Here is a 16,393-nt window from a genome sequence, read left to right on the forward strand (position 1 = left end):
CAACGTTTCGAGCGCCAGCTACCTCCTCACTTCGCCGCCTTCACCTTCTCCAGCGCTTGCGGATTCTCGATGCTGCTCATGTCGCCGAGGTCCTCGCCCTCGTACACCGAGGCGATAGCCCGACGGAGTATCTTCCCGCTCTGGGTTTTCGGGAACTCGTCGACGAACAGCACCTCGCGCGGGCGGAACGGCTTGCCGAGTTCCTCTCCCACCACCTCTCGAAGCTCCGCGCGCAGGTCGTCGTCGGCCGTCACGCCGTCATCAGAACTCTGAGAGTTCTGATTGGCTTGGGAATCTTTCGATTCCCAACCGTCTTCGAGGACGACGTAGGCGACGACGGCCGTGCCTTTCGTATCGTCGGAGACGCCGACGGCGGCGGCCTGGTTCACCGCGTCGTGGTCGATGAGCGCGCCTTCGACCTCGGCGGGGCCGACCTTCCGTCCGGCAACGTTGAGCACGTCGTCGGCGCGGCCGTGGAGGAACCAGAAGCCGTCCTCGTCCTTCTGCGCCCAGTCGCCGTGGTTCCACATGTCGTCGAAGCGCGACCAATACTCCTGGAGATAGCGCTCGTCGCCGTCCCAGAGGCTCTTGGTCATCGACGGACAGGAGTCGCGCGCGACGAGGTAGCCGCGCTCGTGGGTGTCGGCGATGCTCTCGCCCGCCGCGTCGACGACGTCGATGTTCATGCCGAGACCCGGACCGCCCAGCGTGCAGGGTTTCAGCGACTGGATGGGCATCGGCATGAGGAAACAGCCGCAGATCTCGGTGCCGCCGGAGATGTTCATGATGGGGGCTTCGCCGCGGCCGACGTTCTCGTAGAACCACATCCAGGACTCGGGGTCCCACGGTTCGCCCGTCGACCCGAGGAGCCGCAGCGAGGAGAGGTCGTGGCCCGCCAGCCAGTCGTCGTCTCCGGAACCCTCGGTTCCGGATGGCTCGTCGGACGATGTCCGACGGCTGCCGTACTTCCGGAGCGCGCGGATGGCGGTGGGCGAGATGCCGAACACCGAGAGTTTGTGCCGGTCGATCATCTCCCAGAAGCGGTCGGGGCCGGGGTGGTCCGGCGCGCCCTCGTACATGAAGACCGTTCCACCGAAAGCGTGGTTGCCGATGAGCGTCCACGGCCCCATCATCCAGCCGATATCGGAGACCCAGAAGAAGCGGTCCGACGGCTTGTGGTCGAAACCGAAGTAGATCTCTTTGGCCGTCTGCATCAGCACGCCCGCCTGCGTGTGGACGATGCCCTTGGGTTTGCCCGTCGTCCCGGAGGAGTACAGCAGCATCGACTCCTGCTCGCTCGGCAGTTCCTTCGTCTCGTACTCGTCGTCGGCGACGCCGACCGTCTCGTGCCACCACTCGTCTCGGTCGTTCTCCCACTCGATTTCGCTTCCGAGGCGCTCGTAGACGATGGTGTGTTCGACGTGTCCGGCCTGCGCGATGGCCTCGTCGGCGGCGTCTTTCAGCGTCACCTCGCGGCCGCGACGGTAGAAGCCGTCACCCGTAAAGAGCACCGAGCACTCGCTGTCTTCGATTCGCGTCGCCGTCGCGTCGACGCCGAACCCCGAGAAGATGGGCACGGCGATAGCGCCGACTTTGAAACAGCCGTAGAGAATCGAGATGACTTCGGGGACCATCGGCATGTACAGTCCCACCGTGTCACCCGTCTCGATGCCGCGTTCTTCGAGGACGTTGGCGACGCGGTTGGCCTGACGATAGAGCTCGTGGTAGGTCACCTCGCGCACGTCGCCGGGTTCGCCCTCCCAGATGCAGGCGACTTTGTTCCGGGTCTCGGAGTCGACGGCGGCGTGTCTGTCGAGCGTGTTGTGCGCGATGTTGATGGTGCCGCCGGGGTACCAGCGGGAGAACTGCGGGCCGTCGCTGTCGTCGCGGACGGCGTCGTAGTCGCTGTAGAAGTCGATACCCAGATAGTCGGGCAGGAGGTCCCAGAACCAGTCGACGCCCGAGTCCGGTTCGCCCTCAACGTCGCCGCAGGTGCGGGCGACGAGCTCCTCGTAGTCGTCGATCCCGTACTCCTGCATGAACGCGTAGACGTTAGTCGACTCGACGAACTCCCGAGTCGGTTCGTGAACCACCTCGTTGGTGTCTGGGTGCGTGTTCATCGCACCCATCTTTTACTGCCGTCGTCAAGTAGCTTGCTCACTATCGTCTGTGAAGGACCGAGGTTGACGACCGATTCACGTGTGTACCTGACGTGGGGAGGTCGCCCGGCAACCGAACAGTCGACGTCCTACACCCGCCTCCCGCGCGGAAAACGCGCGAAATCTCTAAAATATGTCACGCAAACAGTAACCGACGAATAGGGTCTGGTGACTCGATATACTAACAATTCTGGACTATATCGAACGTTGTAGATACGACCTCTCCGACACATCTCACCAATCTGTTAAGTGCTGGCTCGTCGGACACATCCTTAGTGGAGAAAGATGTCCGACGAACCAACCAGACGTGAACGAAACGTCACGACGAACCGGGACCAAATCCGAGAATGGGCCGATGATCGCGAGTACGTTCCCGTCTACGAGGAGCGAGACACGGGGGAGTTGAGCTACCGGTTCGTCCGTGAGAGCGAGATAACCGACACGCACGACCGCCGCGACTGGGACGAGTTCTTCGAGACGTTCGACTCGGAGAACGTGGCGTTCGCCTACACCGAAGCGGAGATGGAAGGCGACGCCGAACCGTGGGAGTTCGTCGCCCACTCCGACATCGCAGAGCGCGCGGCGATCGACAACGAGGAGGTCGAGAACGCGCTGATGGAGGGCGAGACGGTGACCACCGAGGTTACGGAGACGAAAGTCGTCGAACGGACCATCGTCGAACGCGACACCATCGAGAGCGAAGTCGTCGACACCGAGACCATCGGCGAGACCACGGTCGACCGCGAGCTCGTCAGTCGAGAACTCGTCGAAGCGTCGTTCATCGACGAGGGACGCATCGAGGCGACCATCGAGGAGGTGTGGTCGAACACCAACGAGATTCTCGAACGAATGACCGTCCACAGTCGCGTCGTCGACACCGAACTCGAGGAGACCGACACCGTCGAGAGCGACACGATGGAGGCGGATATCGACGTCCGAGGCGTCCAAGAGACCGTCATCGAGAGCGACATCGTCGAGACCGACGCCGTCGGGAGCGAAGTCGTCGAGGCCGGTGTCGTCGAGAGCCGGGTCATCGAAGGCGACATCGTCGAGAGCGAACTGTTCCAGCGAACGATCGTCGAAGAGGAAGTCGAGGAGCGCAAACGCGGCATCTACACCCTCTCGGAGACGGAGCTGCTCGACACGAACGCCGTCACGAGTCAGGTGATCGAGCGCGAAATCGTCGACCGCGAGTACGAGGGGATGGAGGCGGTCGCGACCGAGGAGATGACGACGACCGCCGACACAGAGATGACGACGACCGCCGACACAGAGATGACGACGACCGCCGACACAGATATGGCTGCGACCGCCGAAGGGATGGAGTCCGACCAACCCGAGCGAGGTGAAGGGACCACCGTACCGACGGAGACCGAGGGAACGGCGGCCGCCAAGGAGAACCGTTCCGAAGCGGTCGAACAGGAGGATACGACCGGATCCGAGGACGTCGAGCCGTTCGGCAGCGACGCGACCCAGACGGAGGGGAGTAACGAACCGTTCACCAGCGAGGCGACCGAGTCGACCGAGTCGACCGAGGGACAGCGACACGAGGGTGCAGAGGCCGGAACCGACCGCAGTACCGCCGACGAGGCGGGCACCGAGGCGCACCTCGACGAGAACGATCAGGGGAAGGACATCGTCGACGAGAGCGGTCGGGAAGTCGGCATCGTCGCGAAGGTCGACGGCGACGTGATCCACGTCGACCCCTCGCCGAGCCTCACCGACCGGTTGAAAGCGGAACTCGACTGGGGCGACGTCGACGAGGATACGTACACCCTCTCGGGGTCGGACGTCCGAGAGGTCACCAACTCGCGCGTCGTCGTCCGGGATATGTGAAATCCGACGCGGTCGTTCGCGGACGCTGCGGCCTGCGTAAATTCTTTTGCCCGCTCGGTGACTATCCGTTAGCATGTACGTTCGAGACGCCAAAAACCGAGACGAGGTCTGGTTGCTCGATCACATCGAGGCGATGGACCTCGACGACGTCGCGTTCCGCTCTCGCGACTACGTCATCGCCGTCGACGAGGCGTCGAACACTCGGGCGGGATTCGGTCGTATCCGCATCCACAAACGCGAGGAGGGCGACTTCTGCGAACTCACCGGCATCGGCGTACTGGAGGCGTGGCGCGGACAGGGCGTCGGCGCACACGTCGTCGAGCGACTCGTGAAAACCGCCGGCGACGAGGGGTTCGAGCAGGTCTACTGTTTCACGAACGAACCGAACTACCTGGTCCGGTTCGGCTTCGACCCGGTCGAATCGGAGTCGCTTCCCACTCCGGTTCGGGAACGACTCGAAGTCAAACGCGAGGGCGCGATGCCCGACGCGGTGGCGCTCTCGCTCTCCGTCGACGCGTTCGAGATGCCCGCCGAAGCCAGAGAAGCGTTCAAGCGGGCCGCACCGGAGGCGGACTCAGCGGCGTCGGAACCCGAAGAGCGCGCCGAGGACTTCGGCATCGACCCGGAGTCGGCGACGTACAAGTACGACACCGGCCGATAGCGGGACCCGGCCGCGACTACGTCCGGTCGTCGAGAAAGTCGGTGCTGAAGACGATCCACGCCAGCACCGAGCAGAAGAGGATAGGCGGGAGGATGGCGAACGCCCAGAGCGGTTCGATACCCCAGAACAGCAACAGTACAACGTCGAAGAGACCGAGAGCGAGAAACGGTGTGACGGCGAGGGCGGCCCGTTTTCGGTTTCGCCCGCTCTCCTCCGCCAGCGGTGTGTTCTCCTCCGGCGTCGGGGTCGAGTCCGGCGAGTCGGAGTCGCTCGTCGAGGCGGCCATACCGAAACTCCGTGACGAACCCTGAAAAGAGCCCCGCTCCGGTCGACGCCCCGACTACACTCGGTCGCGGTCCTCCAGCCGGGAGACGAACTCGACGGCACCGAACAGCGCGCCGAGCGCTACCGTCGCCAGTATCGCGCCGTAGAGCGCCATCGGCACCGGACTCACCGGCAACGTCGCAACGCCGAACAGGTCGATGGACGCGCCTGCGCTGTTCTCGCCGACGAACAGACCGATGAGCCCCGCGACGAGGACGACGACGCCACCGACGCCGAGGAGGATGCGACGGCCGCGGTCGGATTCGTTCACAGTCGAACTCGGGTGGCGTCGGTTATAGACTCTTTCTCACTCCGGCCGAGGCGGTCGACGGTCCCACCGACCGGACCCGACGCCCGCGGCGCAGCGATTATACCGGCCGCGTGCGTCGTCGAAACCCCATGGTCGACGAACTCGTCCAGAAGGCGCGCGAGGTGCTCTCGAACGCCCACGTTCCGTACTCCGAGTACCGCGTCGGTGCTGCGCTCCGAACGGCCGACGGTACGGTGTTCGTCGGGTGCAACATCGAGAACGCCAACTACAGCAACAGCCTCCACGCCGAAGAGGTCGCTATCGCCGAGGCGGTGAAGAACGGCTACCGCACGTTCGACCGCATCGCCGTCTCCTCGGGCGTCCGCGACGGCGTCACCCCCTGCGGCATGTGTCGGCAGACGCTCACGGAGTTCTGCGACGACAGTTTCGTCGTCGTCTGCGACGAAGGTGGCGAGGAGACGAGCGAGTACACTCTCGGCGAACTGCTGCCGAACACCATCTCCGAGGGGACGCTCTCGGACGCTGCCGATCACAGCGACCGAAACTGACGCCCCGAACGTTCATTTTCCGGTAATGAATACTGTATCAATCGAATGATTTATACTGCGAACGGGTAACAAGCGGCACGCCCGCGTATCGATACCAGACTATCGTCTGTCATCCCATCAGCGCGCGTCATCGACGCCGTTCCACGGGCGTCGGTGAGCCGACGCGGGCGTTTTCACCCGCCGAGCGAGCGCGCCGTCGGACGCTCTCGTCAAATCCCACACACCACCGGTTTATTTGGTACATCGCCTCCGAGAGCGGATATGACCGACACCGACGCCAGCGAGGATCCCAACGACGAGATCCAGTACCACCTCGAAGTCGCCGAGGGCGACGTCGCCGACGCCGTGTTGCTTCCCGGGAACCCCGAGCGCGTGGACAAGATAACCGCGCTGTGGGACGACTACGAGGAAGTCGCCTACCACCGCGAGTACCGCACGGCGACGGGTATCTACGACGGCGCGCCCATCTCGGTCACCTCGACGGGGATCGGCAGCCCCTCCGCCGCCATCGCCGTCGAAGAACTCGCGCGAGTCGGCGTCGACACGTTCATCCGCGTCGGCTCCTGTGGTGCGATCCAACCGGAGATGGACGTCGGCGACCTCGTCATCACCTCCGGCGCGGTTCGGCAGGAGGGGACGAGCGCCGAGTACGTCCGCGAGGACTACCCCGCCGTCGCCGACCACGAAGTCGTCTCCGCGCTCGTCGCCGCCGCCGAGCGACTCGGCTACGACTACCACGTCGGCCTCACGATGAGCGCCGACAGTTTCTACACCGGACAGGGTCGACCCGGATTCGAGGGGTTCCGCGCCGCGGGCGGCGAGTCGCTCGTCGAAGAGCTGCGGGAGGCGAACGTGAAGAACATCGAGATGGAGGCCAGCGCGCTGTTGACCATCGCGAGCGTTTACGGCCTCCGTGCCGGCGCGGTTTGCTCCGTCTACGCCAACCGCATCACCGGCGAGTTCCGAACCGAAGGCGAGTCGCGGGCGGCGGAGACGGCGTGCCTCGCCGTTTCGCTGCTCGCCCGCATGGACGATGTCAAACGCGAGGCGGGCGTCGACCAATGGCACGCCGGTCTCTCGCTGTGAGTCAGTAACTTCGTCGACCCCACCCTTCATCACAGAATCGTTACGCGACCCAAATGCGCACAGAGAGGCCGCGAAGAGGTCGTTCTCGTTCCAAAGCCCCTTTATCTCATGGCTCCGCAAATAGACACATGACTCAGAAGGTCGTCGTTCTCGGTGCCGGGTACGCCGGTGCCGGCGCGGTGAAAGCGTTCGAAGACGAGATCGAAGACGGCGAAGCCGAACTCACGTGGGTTTCCGACCGCGACTACCACCTCGTGCTCCACGAGGTCCACCGGGTCATCCGCGACCCGAGCGTCGAGTCGAAAGTCGCCGTCCCCATCGACGACATCAAATCGCCGGAGACGAACTTCGTGAAAGGTCACGTCGAGAACGTCGACGTCGACGAGCGCGTCGTCGAACTGAGCGACGACCGCACCGTCGAGTACGACTACCTGCTCGTCGGCCTCGGCAGCGCGACCGCCTTCTACGGCATCGAAGGGCTCGAAGAGTACTCGCTGACGCTCAAGAGCCTCGACGACGCCCGCGAGATCCACGAGGAGATCAAGACGGCCGCAGAGGACGCCTCGCGCAGCGACCCCGCGCAGGTCATCGTCGGCGGGGCGGGCCTCTCGGGTATCCAGGCGGCGGGCGAGATCGCGGAGTTCCGCGACAAGCACCGCGCGCCCCTCGACATCAAACTCGTCGAAGGGCTGGACGAGGTGTTCCCCGGCAACGACCCCGAACTACAGGGTGCGCTCCGCAAGCGCCTCAACGTGCAGGATATCGAAATCATGACCGGCGAGTTCATCTCGAAAGTCGACGAGGAGACCATCTCCGTCGGCGAGGAGACGGAACTCGACTACGACGTGTTCATCTGGACCGGCGGTATCACGGGCCAGAAGGAAGTCGCGGAGGCGAAACTCGACAAGGACGAGCGCTCGAACCGCATCTTCGCGGGGTCGGACTTCTCGACGAGCGACGAGCGCGTCTTCGCCATCGGTGACTCGGCGCTCGTCGACCAGGGCAACGACAACGTCGCCCCGCCGACCGCACAGGCGGCGTGGCAGGCGGCGGAAGTCGCCGGCGAGAACCTCGCACGGACGATTCGCGGTCAGCCGCTGAAGACGTGGACGCACAAGGACAAGGGGACGCTCGTCTCCATCGGCGAGATGGCCGTCGCCCACGGCGTGATGGGCGTTCCCGTCCAGACGTTCGGCGGCCCGGGCGCGAAGGTCCTCAAGAAGGCGGTTGCGACGCGCTGGATCGCCGACATCTCGTCGGCCAAGCGCGCCGTCACCGCTTGGGACGACATGTAAGAGACGGCCGCCTCGCGCGGCCGCGGTCGTTTCTTTCTCACCTCTCGTCTCGTCCGGTCGCCGCCTCCGCGAGCGACCGGAGCGTCTGCTGCGGGTCCACACGTTCGGTGTGAGATACCTTCGGTGCCCACCACTTTCGACGGTCGATACGGCCGACGCTCTGCGCGTCTTCGGCGAGAGAGACAGAGAGAACCGTGAGTGCCCGGATTTACCCCGAATCAGCTAGTGTTCCGGTTCCTCCGACGGCGCTGTCATGTCGTCGATGCGGAGGATGAGGATGTTGCTCGTGTCGTCCTTCCCGTCGACGGTTCCCTCGACGACGAGTTTCGACAGCGGCGTCGGGCCAACGGTGACGCTGTCGCCCTCGTGGAAGTTGCGGACCGACCCCTGCAGGTGAATCTCCGCGCGGCAGAGTTCGGGGTGGTGGACGCTCGAGAGATCGATCTCCTCGACGTTGGCCTTCTCGACGCGCTCGCCCTCGTGGAACAGCGGAACCGTCGCCGGTTCGTCCATCTCCTGGACGTCGAGCGTCTCGTAGGCGTTCGCCGTCGGCTTGTAGCCACCCTTCGGCCCCGGGACGCCTTCGACCAACTGCAGCGCCTTCAGGCTCTGCATCTGGTTGCGAATCGTACCCGGGTTCCGGTTTACCTCTGCGGCGATGTCTTCGCCTTTCACTGCGTCCTCGGCCTGGCGGTAGAGATTTATCAGGGCCGTGAGTATCTGTTTCTGGCTCGGGGTGAGTTCGATAGACGACATAATCGAACGTTCGCAATTGACGTTCTTAAATTCGACGGATAGCCGGTTTTTAGTGATTATTATGGCGATGCTATCGGCTCGGTGACTGTCTCCTCGGAGAATGTTTCTCCGATGACGCTCACCGTTCGGTCTCTGCCGGAACGTTCCGTTTCCCGTGAGTGTATCGGTAGGCCTTTACTGCCGTCTCTGGCCCATACACGTATGCAGGATCAGCGAGTTCTCGTCACCGGGGGGGCCGGATTCATCGGGTCGAACCTCGCAAACCACCTCGCCGTCGACAACGACGTGGTGGCCGTCGACGACCTCTATCTCGGCACGCCCGAGAACCTCTCCGAAGCGGTGGAGTTCGTCGAGGGGAGCGTCCTCGACGACGACCTTCCCACCGACGTCGACGTCGTGTTTCACCTCGCGGCGCTCTCCTCGTACGCGATGCACGAGGAGAACCCGCGACGCGGCACGCGCGTCAACGTCGAGGGGTTCGTCAACACCGTCGACCAGGCTCGACAGGACGGCTGCGACACCGTCGTCTACGCCTCTACGTCCTCTATCTACGGTAGTCGAACCGAACCGTCGCCCGAGTCGATGACCGTCGAGGCGCGAACCGGCTACGAGGCGTCGAAACTCGCCCGCGAGCGTTACGCGGAGTACTTCCACAACCACTACGAGCTGTCGCTCGCGGGGATGCGCTTCTTCTCGGTGTACCAGGGCTTCGGCGGGGCTGAGGAGCACAAGGGTCAGTACGCCAACACCGTCGCGCAGTTCGCGCACACGATCGCCAACGGGGAGCGACCCGAACTGTTCGGCGACGGCTCGCAGACCCGCGATTTCACCCACGTCGACGACATCGTCCGTGGACTCGAACTCGCCGCCGACCACCGATTGCAGGGCATCTACAACCTCGGTACCGGCGAGAGCTACGACTTCAACGAGATGGTGGCGATGATAAACGAGGCTCTCGGCACCGACGTCGAACCGGAGTACGTCGAGAACCCCCTCGACATCTACGTCCACGACACGATGGCCGACGCCTCGAAGATGCGCGAGGAGACGGGGTGGGAACCGAAAATCGGCTTCGAGGAGGGCGTCCGCCGCGTCTGTGCGCCGTATCTCGACGAGTAACCGCCGGCGCGCCACGACGGTCGTACCACGACTAGTACGAGATGTCGGTCTCGCCGACCTGATAGGACGAGCGGATAACTACCGGTTCTCGACGACCTGAACCGGCGCGCGCAGCGACTGTCCGGCGTGTTGTCCCTCGCGGAACTCGACCGAGACGGCGACGTCGCGCCCCGTTTCCTGTCGAATCTGCTTGCGGAGCGTCGCCGCGAGATTCGGATACGTCTCGTCGGCCGGCCGCATCACGACGACGGTCACCTCCGGCGTCTGTCCGAAGTAGCGCGTCATCCCTACCTCCGTCCGCATCGACGTGAGTTCGAGTTCGCTGTACCGGTCGTTTTGCATCACCTGCTCGACGGCGGTGTTCACGTCGTTGTCGAACCCCATCTGGCCGACCAGGAGGCCGCCCGCTCCGGCGAAGATGCCCCCGAGAAGCAACAGCGCGGCCGCGGCCCCGAAATACTGCGAGCGGTCGTTCGTCTCGGTGGTGGACTCGCCGTTGTTGACCTCGCGGGTGTTCTCGGTCCACGAGTCGGGTCGGTAGCCGAGATACCAGAGCACGAGAAACGCCGAGACGTTGACCGCCACCGCGTTGGCGACGAGGAGCACGCTCGCGCCGAGGTAGACGCTCGGCAGACCCCACGCCAGCCCGATGCCGATGGCCGCGGCCGCCGGAATGAGCGCCGCGGCGATCATGACGCCGACGAGCGAGACGGGCAGCGCCGTCGCGAGGCCGAACGCTCCGGCGGCCCCCGCGCAGAGACCGACCAGCAGCGAAAGTAGGCCGGGTGAGATGCGTTTGCTAATCTGGCTGACCGTCGACACGTCCAGAACGGACGTGACGATCTGCCCGGACTGCAGGAGCATTCCCAGCGCGAACGCCCCGAGAATCGCTGCGCCGAAGCCGAAGAACTGCTGGGCGAACCCGATGCGAATCATCCGGCGGTCGTTCAGCGAGATGCCGACGCCCGCGATGAGCGCGGAACCGACCTGGGGGGCGATGACCATCGCGCCGACGACGACGGCGGGCGAGTCCATGAGCAGCCCCGCCGCCGCGACGATGGCGCTGAACATCGTCATCGAGTAGTACGTCAACTTGCTCCGGTGCATGTCGAGCGCCTTCGCGCGAATCTCCTCGCGCGCCACCGCGTCGTTCTCTTCGACGCCGGCGACGAATCGCTCTTCGAGTTGGTGGTAGTTGCGGGTTTTCGCCGTCTCGGCGCTGGCGATGACGGTGTACTTCCGGTCGTCGACGCCCGCCTCGCGGAGCTCGTCGATGACGTAGCCGACGGCCTGCGTCGGGAGCGGGAACTCGACGAGGACGGTGTCTCTGCGCTCGGAGTCGTTTTTCGTGACCACGAAGTCGATGTTCTCAGTCTCCAGAACGTCGACGACACTCTGTTTGTTGGCCTCGTCGACAAGGAGCTTGATGAGCCGCATCTACTCCAACGACACGCGTCTCTTCGCCTTGAGGGTGGCGGGCAGTCGCATACGACGAAACGTTGTGTTCACGCGACTGTCGCGTCCGCGGAGTAAACCGGAACCACTACCCGCTCAGTCACGAACGTTCGGGTATGACTCGTACGGTCCGAATCATCGGCGCACCGACCGACTACGGGGCGAACCGACGCGGCGTCGACATGGGGCCGTCGGCGATTCGCTACGCCGGCCTCGCCGAGCAGCTGGAGAACGCGGGCGTCGCCCCCGAGGACGCGGGCGACCTGCCAGTCCCGCGCGCCGAGGAGCGCGACCCGGAGTCCCATTCCCCGTCGCAGGGACACGCGAAGTTCCTCCGCGAGACCGAAGAGGTCTCGACGCGGTTGGCCGACGACGTCGCCGACGCCCTCGACGACGGCGTGACGCCGCTGGTGCTCGGTGGCGACCACTCCGTCGCCATCGGCTCGCTCGTCGGCTCCGCGCGCGACGCCGACATCGGGGCCCTCTGGTTCGACGCCCACGGCGACCTGAACACGCCGACGACGACGCCCAGCGGTAACGTCCACGGGATGCCGCTGGCGGCGGGTCTCGGCATCGCCGACTTCGGCGGCGTCGAGTGGGCCAACGCGCCGGGGCTCGAACCCGAGAACGTCGCGCTCGTCGGCCTCCGCAGCCTCGACGACGCCGAACGCGAACTCATCCGCACCACCGACCTCACGGCGTTTACCATGTCCGACATCGACGAGCGCGGCATCACCGACGTCGTCGACGACGCCCTCGACGTGGTGACCGACGGCACCGACGGCGTCCACGTCAGCCTCGACCTGGACTGGCTCGACCCCAAGGAAGCCCCCGGCGTCGGCACGCCCGTCCGCGGCGGCGTCAGCTACCGCGAGGCGCACTCGGCGCTGGAGACGGTCGCCCAGTCGGAGGCGCTGCGGTCGCTCGAGGTCGTCGAGGTGAACCCCATCCTCGACGAACACAACGAGACGGCCGAGTTGGCGACGGAACTGGCCGCGAGCGCGCTGGGCAAGACGATTCTCTGACGACACAGCGTCACCGACCCTGAATACACAGACACCCCGTTTTTCCGGCTCTCCGTCGCTACTTTCCACGTGCGCCACGTCCACATCTTCGTCCCCGCCGAGGAGCGCCCGGCGGTCGAAGAGACGCTCTCGGAACTCGACGTCGACTACGCCGTCACGAGCGACGGCAGCGGTACTGAGGCGAAGGTTCTCTTCCAGTTCCCCGTCCCCGTCGACGGGGTTCGAGAGGTGCTCGAAGACCTTCACGACGCCGGGGTAGAGGAGGGAACCTACACCGTCGTCGGCAGCGCCGAGGCGGTGTTGACGCCGAACGTCGACCGGCTTCAGAAGCGGTACGCGCAGGACTTCACCCCGTTAGCGGAGTTCGAACTCAAATCGAAAGCCGAGTCGTTGAGCCGCGACGACTACTCCTACGTCTGGATGCTATTTCTCAGCGCCATCATCGCCACGGCGGGGTTGCTCATCGACTCGCCGGCCATCGTCGTCGGATCGATGGTCATCGCGCCCATCATGGGGCCGATACTCACCGCGACGGTCGGCGCGACGACGAGCAACTGGGAGATGTGCGTCGCCGGCGTCCGCCAGCAGGTTCTCGGCCTCGGCGTCGCCGTCGTCGGCGCGACGGTCACCGCGTTCACGCTGAAGGAACTCTCGCTCGTCTCGTCGACGCTCGCCCCCGCGAGCATCGAACTCGTCAGCCTCCGCCTCGCCCCCAGTTCGGTCGCCATCCTCGTCGGAGTCGCCGCCGGGGCCGCGGCGACGTTCGGCGTCACGACGAAGGGGCCGCTGTCGCTTATCGGCGTGATGGTCGCGGCGGCGCTCATCCCCGCGGCGGGCGTCACCGGCATCGGCGTCGCGTGGGGTGCGCCGCTGCTCGTGCTCGGGACGCTGTTGCTTCTGGCCGCGACGGTGCTCGCTATCGACGTCGCGATGATCGCTACGCTGTCGTTCTTGGGGTACCGCTCCAGCGTCGATAGCCTCCGCGGCTACCTGCAAAACGACGCCGTCAACGTGCCCGCCGTCGCGCTCGCGGCGCTGGTTCTCCTCGCGGGAGTGGGCGTCGTCACGGTCGGAACGGTTCAGCAGTCGGCCTACCAACGGACGGTGAACCAGCAGGTCGAAGAGGTGCTTGGGCAGCAGCAGTACAGCGACCTCCAGGCGACGAGCGTCAGCGTCCAGTACGCCTACCCGGTCGGCTTCGCCAACCGCGAGACGGTGACCGTCACGGTCACGCGGACGACCGACAGGTCGTACTCGTCGCTCCCGAGTGATATACAGCAGGAGATACGCGCGGAGACGGGACAGAACCCCGTCGTCCGCGTCCGGTTCGTCGACTACTCGCAGACGAACTACTCGTCGGCGTCGGCGGTCGGCGTCTCTGCGGATTCGATATCTGACTCCGCCTCTTCGCCGACACTCGCGGCGGGGATCACGTCGACGGCGGCGACGTAGTCGCCCTCGCCTAAGTCCATCACGATGACGCCCATCGTGTTGCGACCGTACTTCGAGATGTCGTCGACGCGGGTACGCATGATCTGGCCCTCCTCGCTCATCACGAGCAGATGGTCGCCGGAGGCGACGGCCTCGATTGCGCAGACGGTGCCGTTGCGGTCGTTGGTCTTGATGTCGATGAGACCTTTCCCGTTGCGGGACTGCTTACGGTAATCTTCGAGGTCGCTGCGCTTGCCGTAGCCGTTCTGCGTCACCGTGAGCAGCCAGTCGTGCTGGCTGAGGTCGATGGCGGCGACGCCGGCGACGTGGTCGTCGGCGGTGAGGTCGATGCCGCGGACGCCGCGGGCGCTGCGGCCCATCGCGCGGACTTCGTCCTCGTCGAAGCGGATGCTCATGCCACCCTCGGTGGCGATAACGAGGTCGCGCTCGCCGTCTGTCACCTCCACGTCGGCGAGTTCGTCGCCGTCTTCGAGGCGAATCGCGCGGATGCCCGTCGAGAGGATGTTCGCGAAGTCGTCGACGGCGGTCCGCTTGGCGTAGCCGTCGCGGGTGACCATCGTAAGGAACTCGTCGTCGTCCATCTCGTCGGTGTTGACGACCGCCGTAATCTCCTCGTCGGCGTCCAAATCGAGCAGATTCACCGCGGACTTCCCGCGGGCGGTCCGACCCATCTCCGGTATCTGGTAGGTCTTCAGCTGGTAGACTTGGCCGTGGGTGGTGAAGACCAACAGGTAGTCGTGAGTGTTGGCGAAGAACACCGACGACACCCGGTCGCCCTCCTTGAGGTCCGTGCCGATGATACCCTTCCCGCCGCGGCCCTGCGCGCGGAACTCGGCGGCGGGCATTCGCTTGATGTAGTCGTCCTCCGTGACGACGACGACCGTGTCCTCCTGCGGGATGAGGTCCTCGCGGGTGACGCTGCCGGTGTCCTCGATGAAGCTCGTCCGGCGCTCGTCGCCGTACTCCTCTTTCACCTCGCGGAGTTCGTCCTTGATGACGCCGAGCAGTTCGGACTCGTTGTCGAGAATCTCGTTGAGGCGCTCGATGGTCGCCTGCACCTCCTCGTACTCGTCTTCGATGGCTTCGGCTTCCATCGAGGTCAAAGAACCGAGCTGCATTGAGACGATGTGGCCGACCTGCGCCTCCGAGAAGTCGTACGCCTCCATCAGCGCCTCCTTGGCGTCGTCGCGGCTCTCGGAGTCGCGGATGAGTTCGACCACGTCGTCGACGTTTTCGAGCGCGGTCAGCCGACCTTCGAGGATGTGCGCGCGGTCGTCGGCCTCTTCGAGATCGTACTCGCTGCGGCGACGGACGACCTCACGGCGGTGGTCGACGTACTCCTCCAGCGTCTCCTTGAGGGTGAGCACGCGCGGTTCGCCGTCGACGAGCGCGAGGTTGATGACTCCGAACGTCGATTCGAGGTGGTGTTCGAGCAGTTGGTTCTTGACGACCTCCGCGATGGCGTCGCGCTTCAGTTCGACGACGATGCGGATCCCGTCGCGGTCGGACTCGTCGCGCAGGTCGCGGACGCCCTCTATCTTACCCTCATTGACGTTGTCGGCGATGCGCTCGACGAGTCGCGCTTTGTTCTCCTGGAACGGCAGTTCGGTGATGACGATGCGCTCGTCGTCTTCGACCTCGAACTCCGCTCGGACGCGGATGCGACCGCGGCCGGTCTTGTACGCCTGGTGGACGGTGTTGCGGCCGACGATGTTCGCGCCCGTCGGGAAGTCCGGTCCCTTCACGAACTCCATCAGGTCCTCAACGGTGCAGTCGGGGTTGTCGATGAGGTGAATCGTCGCGTCGATGACCTCCGCGAGGTTGTGCGGCGGGATGTTCGTCGACATGCCGACGGCGATCCCCGACGACCCGTTGACCAGCAGGTTCGGGAACGCCGCGGGGAGCACGCCCGGTTCCTCCAGGCGGTCGTCGTAGTTCGGCCGGTAGTCGACGGTGTCCTTCTCGATGTCCGAGAGCAGTTCCTCGGCGATGGAGGCCATCCGCGCCTCCGTGTACCGCATCGCCGCCGGCGGGTCGCCGTCGACGGAGCCGAAGTTGCCCTGGCCGTCGACCAGCGGGTAGCGCATGGAGAAATCCTGCGCCATCCGGGCGAGGGCGTCGTAGAGGGCGGAGTCGCCGTGCGGGTGGTAGTCACCCATCGTCTCGCCGACGATGGAGGAACTCTTGCGGTGGCTGGAGCGCGAGGTGACGCCCGCCTCGTGCATCGCGTAGAGGATGCGCCGGTGGACGGGCTTGAGTCCGTCACGGACGTCCGGGAGGGCGCGTCCGGCGATGACGGACATCGCGTAGTCGATGTACGACTGCTCCATCTCGTCTTCGATGCGTGCCGTCTGGACGCTCGCGGCTTCCGCGTTCACGTCCGGGTCGGGAAGTTCTGAACTCATA

The 16,393-nt window shown here is 65.1% G+C and carries 14 protein-coding genes; 8 read left to right on the forward strand and 6 right to left on the reverse strand.

What is annotated here, in order from left to right; translation table 11 throughout:
• Positions 1 to 26: 26 nt before the first annotated feature.
• Positions 27 to 2,120 carry an AMP-binding protein gene (locus tag LAQ73_RS14970; protein ID WP_224269059.1) on the reverse strand — a complete coding sequence of 698 codons (2,094 nt, stop codon included), beginning with the start codon at positions 2,118 to 2,120 and terminating at the stop codon, positions 27 to 29.
• A 324-nt stretch (positions 2,121 to 2,444) separates the two neighbouring features.
• Between LAQ73_RS14970 and LAQ73_RS14975 the strand changes: the two genes are divergently transcribed.
• Positions 2,445 to 3,995 (forward strand): hypothetical protein, encoded by a 1,551-nt coding sequence (locus LAQ73_RS14975; protein WP_224269060.1) that lies wholly within the window; start codon positions 2,445 to 2,447, stop codon positions 3,993 to 3,995.
• A gap of 73 nt (positions 3,996 to 4,068) precedes the next feature.
• A complete protein-coding gene (locus tag LAQ73_RS14980) occupies positions 4,069 to 4,656 on the forward strand; it encodes a GNAT family N-acetyltransferase (protein ID WP_224269061.1) in 588 nt (195 codons plus the stop codon).
• A 16-nt stretch (positions 4,657 to 4,672) separates the two neighbouring features.
• Here the strand turns inward: LAQ73_RS14980 and LAQ73_RS14985 are convergent, their stop codons facing one another.
• Positions 4,673 to 4,942 (reverse strand): DUF8142 family protein, encoded by a 270-nt coding sequence (locus LAQ73_RS14985; RefSeq protein ID WP_224269062.1) that lies wholly within the window; start codon positions 4,940 to 4,942, stop codon positions 4,673 to 4,675.
• A 54-nt stretch (positions 4,943 to 4,996) separates the two neighbouring features.
• Complete coding sequence (locus LAQ73_RS14990; protein WP_224269063.1) at positions 4,997 to 5,251, reverse strand: DUF7520 family protein; 255 nt, start codon at positions 5,249 to 5,251, stop codon at positions 4,997 to 4,999.
• Between the two features lie 128 nt (positions 5,252 to 5,379).
• Here LAQ73_RS14990 and cdd point away from each other — a divergent pair, with 128 nt between their 5' ends.
• The 3 genes from cdd to LAQ73_RS15005 all read left to right on the forward strand — a co-directional run bounded on the left by cdd (position 5,380) and on the right by LAQ73_RS15005 (position 8,180).
• Positions 5,380 to 5,799 (forward strand): cytidine deaminase, encoded by a 420-nt coding sequence (gene cdd, locus LAQ73_RS14995; protein ID WP_224269064.1) that lies wholly within the window; start codon positions 5,380 to 5,382, stop codon positions 5,797 to 5,799.
• 261 nt (positions 5,800 to 6,060) lie between these two features.
• Positions 6,061 to 6,885 (forward strand): nucleoside phosphorylase, encoded by an 825-nt coding sequence (locus LAQ73_RS15000; protein ID WP_224269065.1) that lies wholly within the window; start codon positions 6,061 to 6,063, stop codon positions 6,883 to 6,885.
• Positions 6,886 to 7,013: 128 nt separating this feature from the next.
• Positions 7,014 to 8,180, forward strand: coding sequence for an NAD(P)/FAD-dependent oxidoreductase (locus LAQ73_RS15005; RefSeq protein WP_224269066.1), 1,167 nt, complete (start codon positions 7,014 to 7,016; stop codon positions 8,178 to 8,180).
• A gap of 222 nt (positions 8,181 to 8,402) precedes the next feature.
• Here LAQ73_RS15005 and LAQ73_RS15010 read toward each other — a convergent pair whose 3' ends face one another.
• A complete protein-coding gene (locus LAQ73_RS15010) occupies positions 8,403 to 8,936 on the reverse strand; it encodes an Rrf2 family transcriptional regulator (RefSeq protein ID WP_224269067.1) in 534 nt (177 codons plus the stop codon).
• Between the two features lie 201 nt (positions 8,937 to 9,137).
• Between LAQ73_RS15010 and LAQ73_RS15015 the strand changes: the two genes are divergently transcribed.
• Entirely contained in the window at positions 9,138 to 10,055 is a 918-nt protein-coding gene (locus LAQ73_RS15015; RefSeq protein ID WP_224269068.1) for an NAD-dependent epimerase/dehydratase family protein, read from the forward strand.
• Between the two features lie 78 nt (positions 10,056 to 10,133).
• Here LAQ73_RS15015 and LAQ73_RS15020 read toward each other — a convergent pair whose 3' ends face one another.
• Positions 10,134 to 11,492: a DUF389 domain-containing protein gene (locus tag LAQ73_RS15020; protein WP_224269069.1), complete on the reverse strand. Its 1,359-nt coding sequence runs from the start codon at positions 11,490 to 11,492 to the stop codon at positions 10,134 to 10,136.
• A 134-nt stretch (positions 11,493 to 11,626) separates the two neighbouring features.
• Here LAQ73_RS15020 and rocF point away from each other — a divergent pair, with 134 nt between their 5' ends.
• Positions 11,627 to 12,535: an arginase gene (gene rocF, locus LAQ73_RS15025; RefSeq protein WP_224269070.1), complete on the forward strand. Its 909-nt coding sequence runs from the start codon at positions 11,627 to 11,629 to the stop codon at positions 12,533 to 12,535.
• A 69-nt stretch (positions 12,536 to 12,604) separates the two neighbouring features.
• Entirely contained in the window at positions 12,605 to 13,987 is a 1,383-nt protein-coding gene (locus LAQ73_RS15030; RefSeq protein WP_224269071.1) for a DUF389 domain-containing protein, read from the forward strand.
• On the opposite strand, the gene gyrA is transcribed toward LAQ73_RS15030, so the two are convergent.
• Positions 13,885 to 16,392 carry a DNA gyrase subunit A gene (gyrA, locus tag LAQ73_RS15035; RefSeq protein ID WP_224269072.1) on the reverse strand — a complete coding sequence of 836 codons (2,508 nt, stop codon included), beginning with the start codon at positions 16,390 to 16,392 and terminating at the stop codon, positions 13,885 to 13,887. The two genes, LAQ73_RS15030 and gyrA, sit on opposite strands and share 103 nt — an antisense overlap.
• Position 16,393 lies beyond the last annotated feature (1 nt).

The sequence above is a fragment of the Haloprofundus salinisoli genome (genome assembly GCF_020097815.1).
GTDB classification, from domain to species: domain Archaea; phylum Halobacteriota; class Halobacteria; order Halobacteriales; family Haloferacaceae; genus Haloprofundus; species Haloprofundus salinisoli.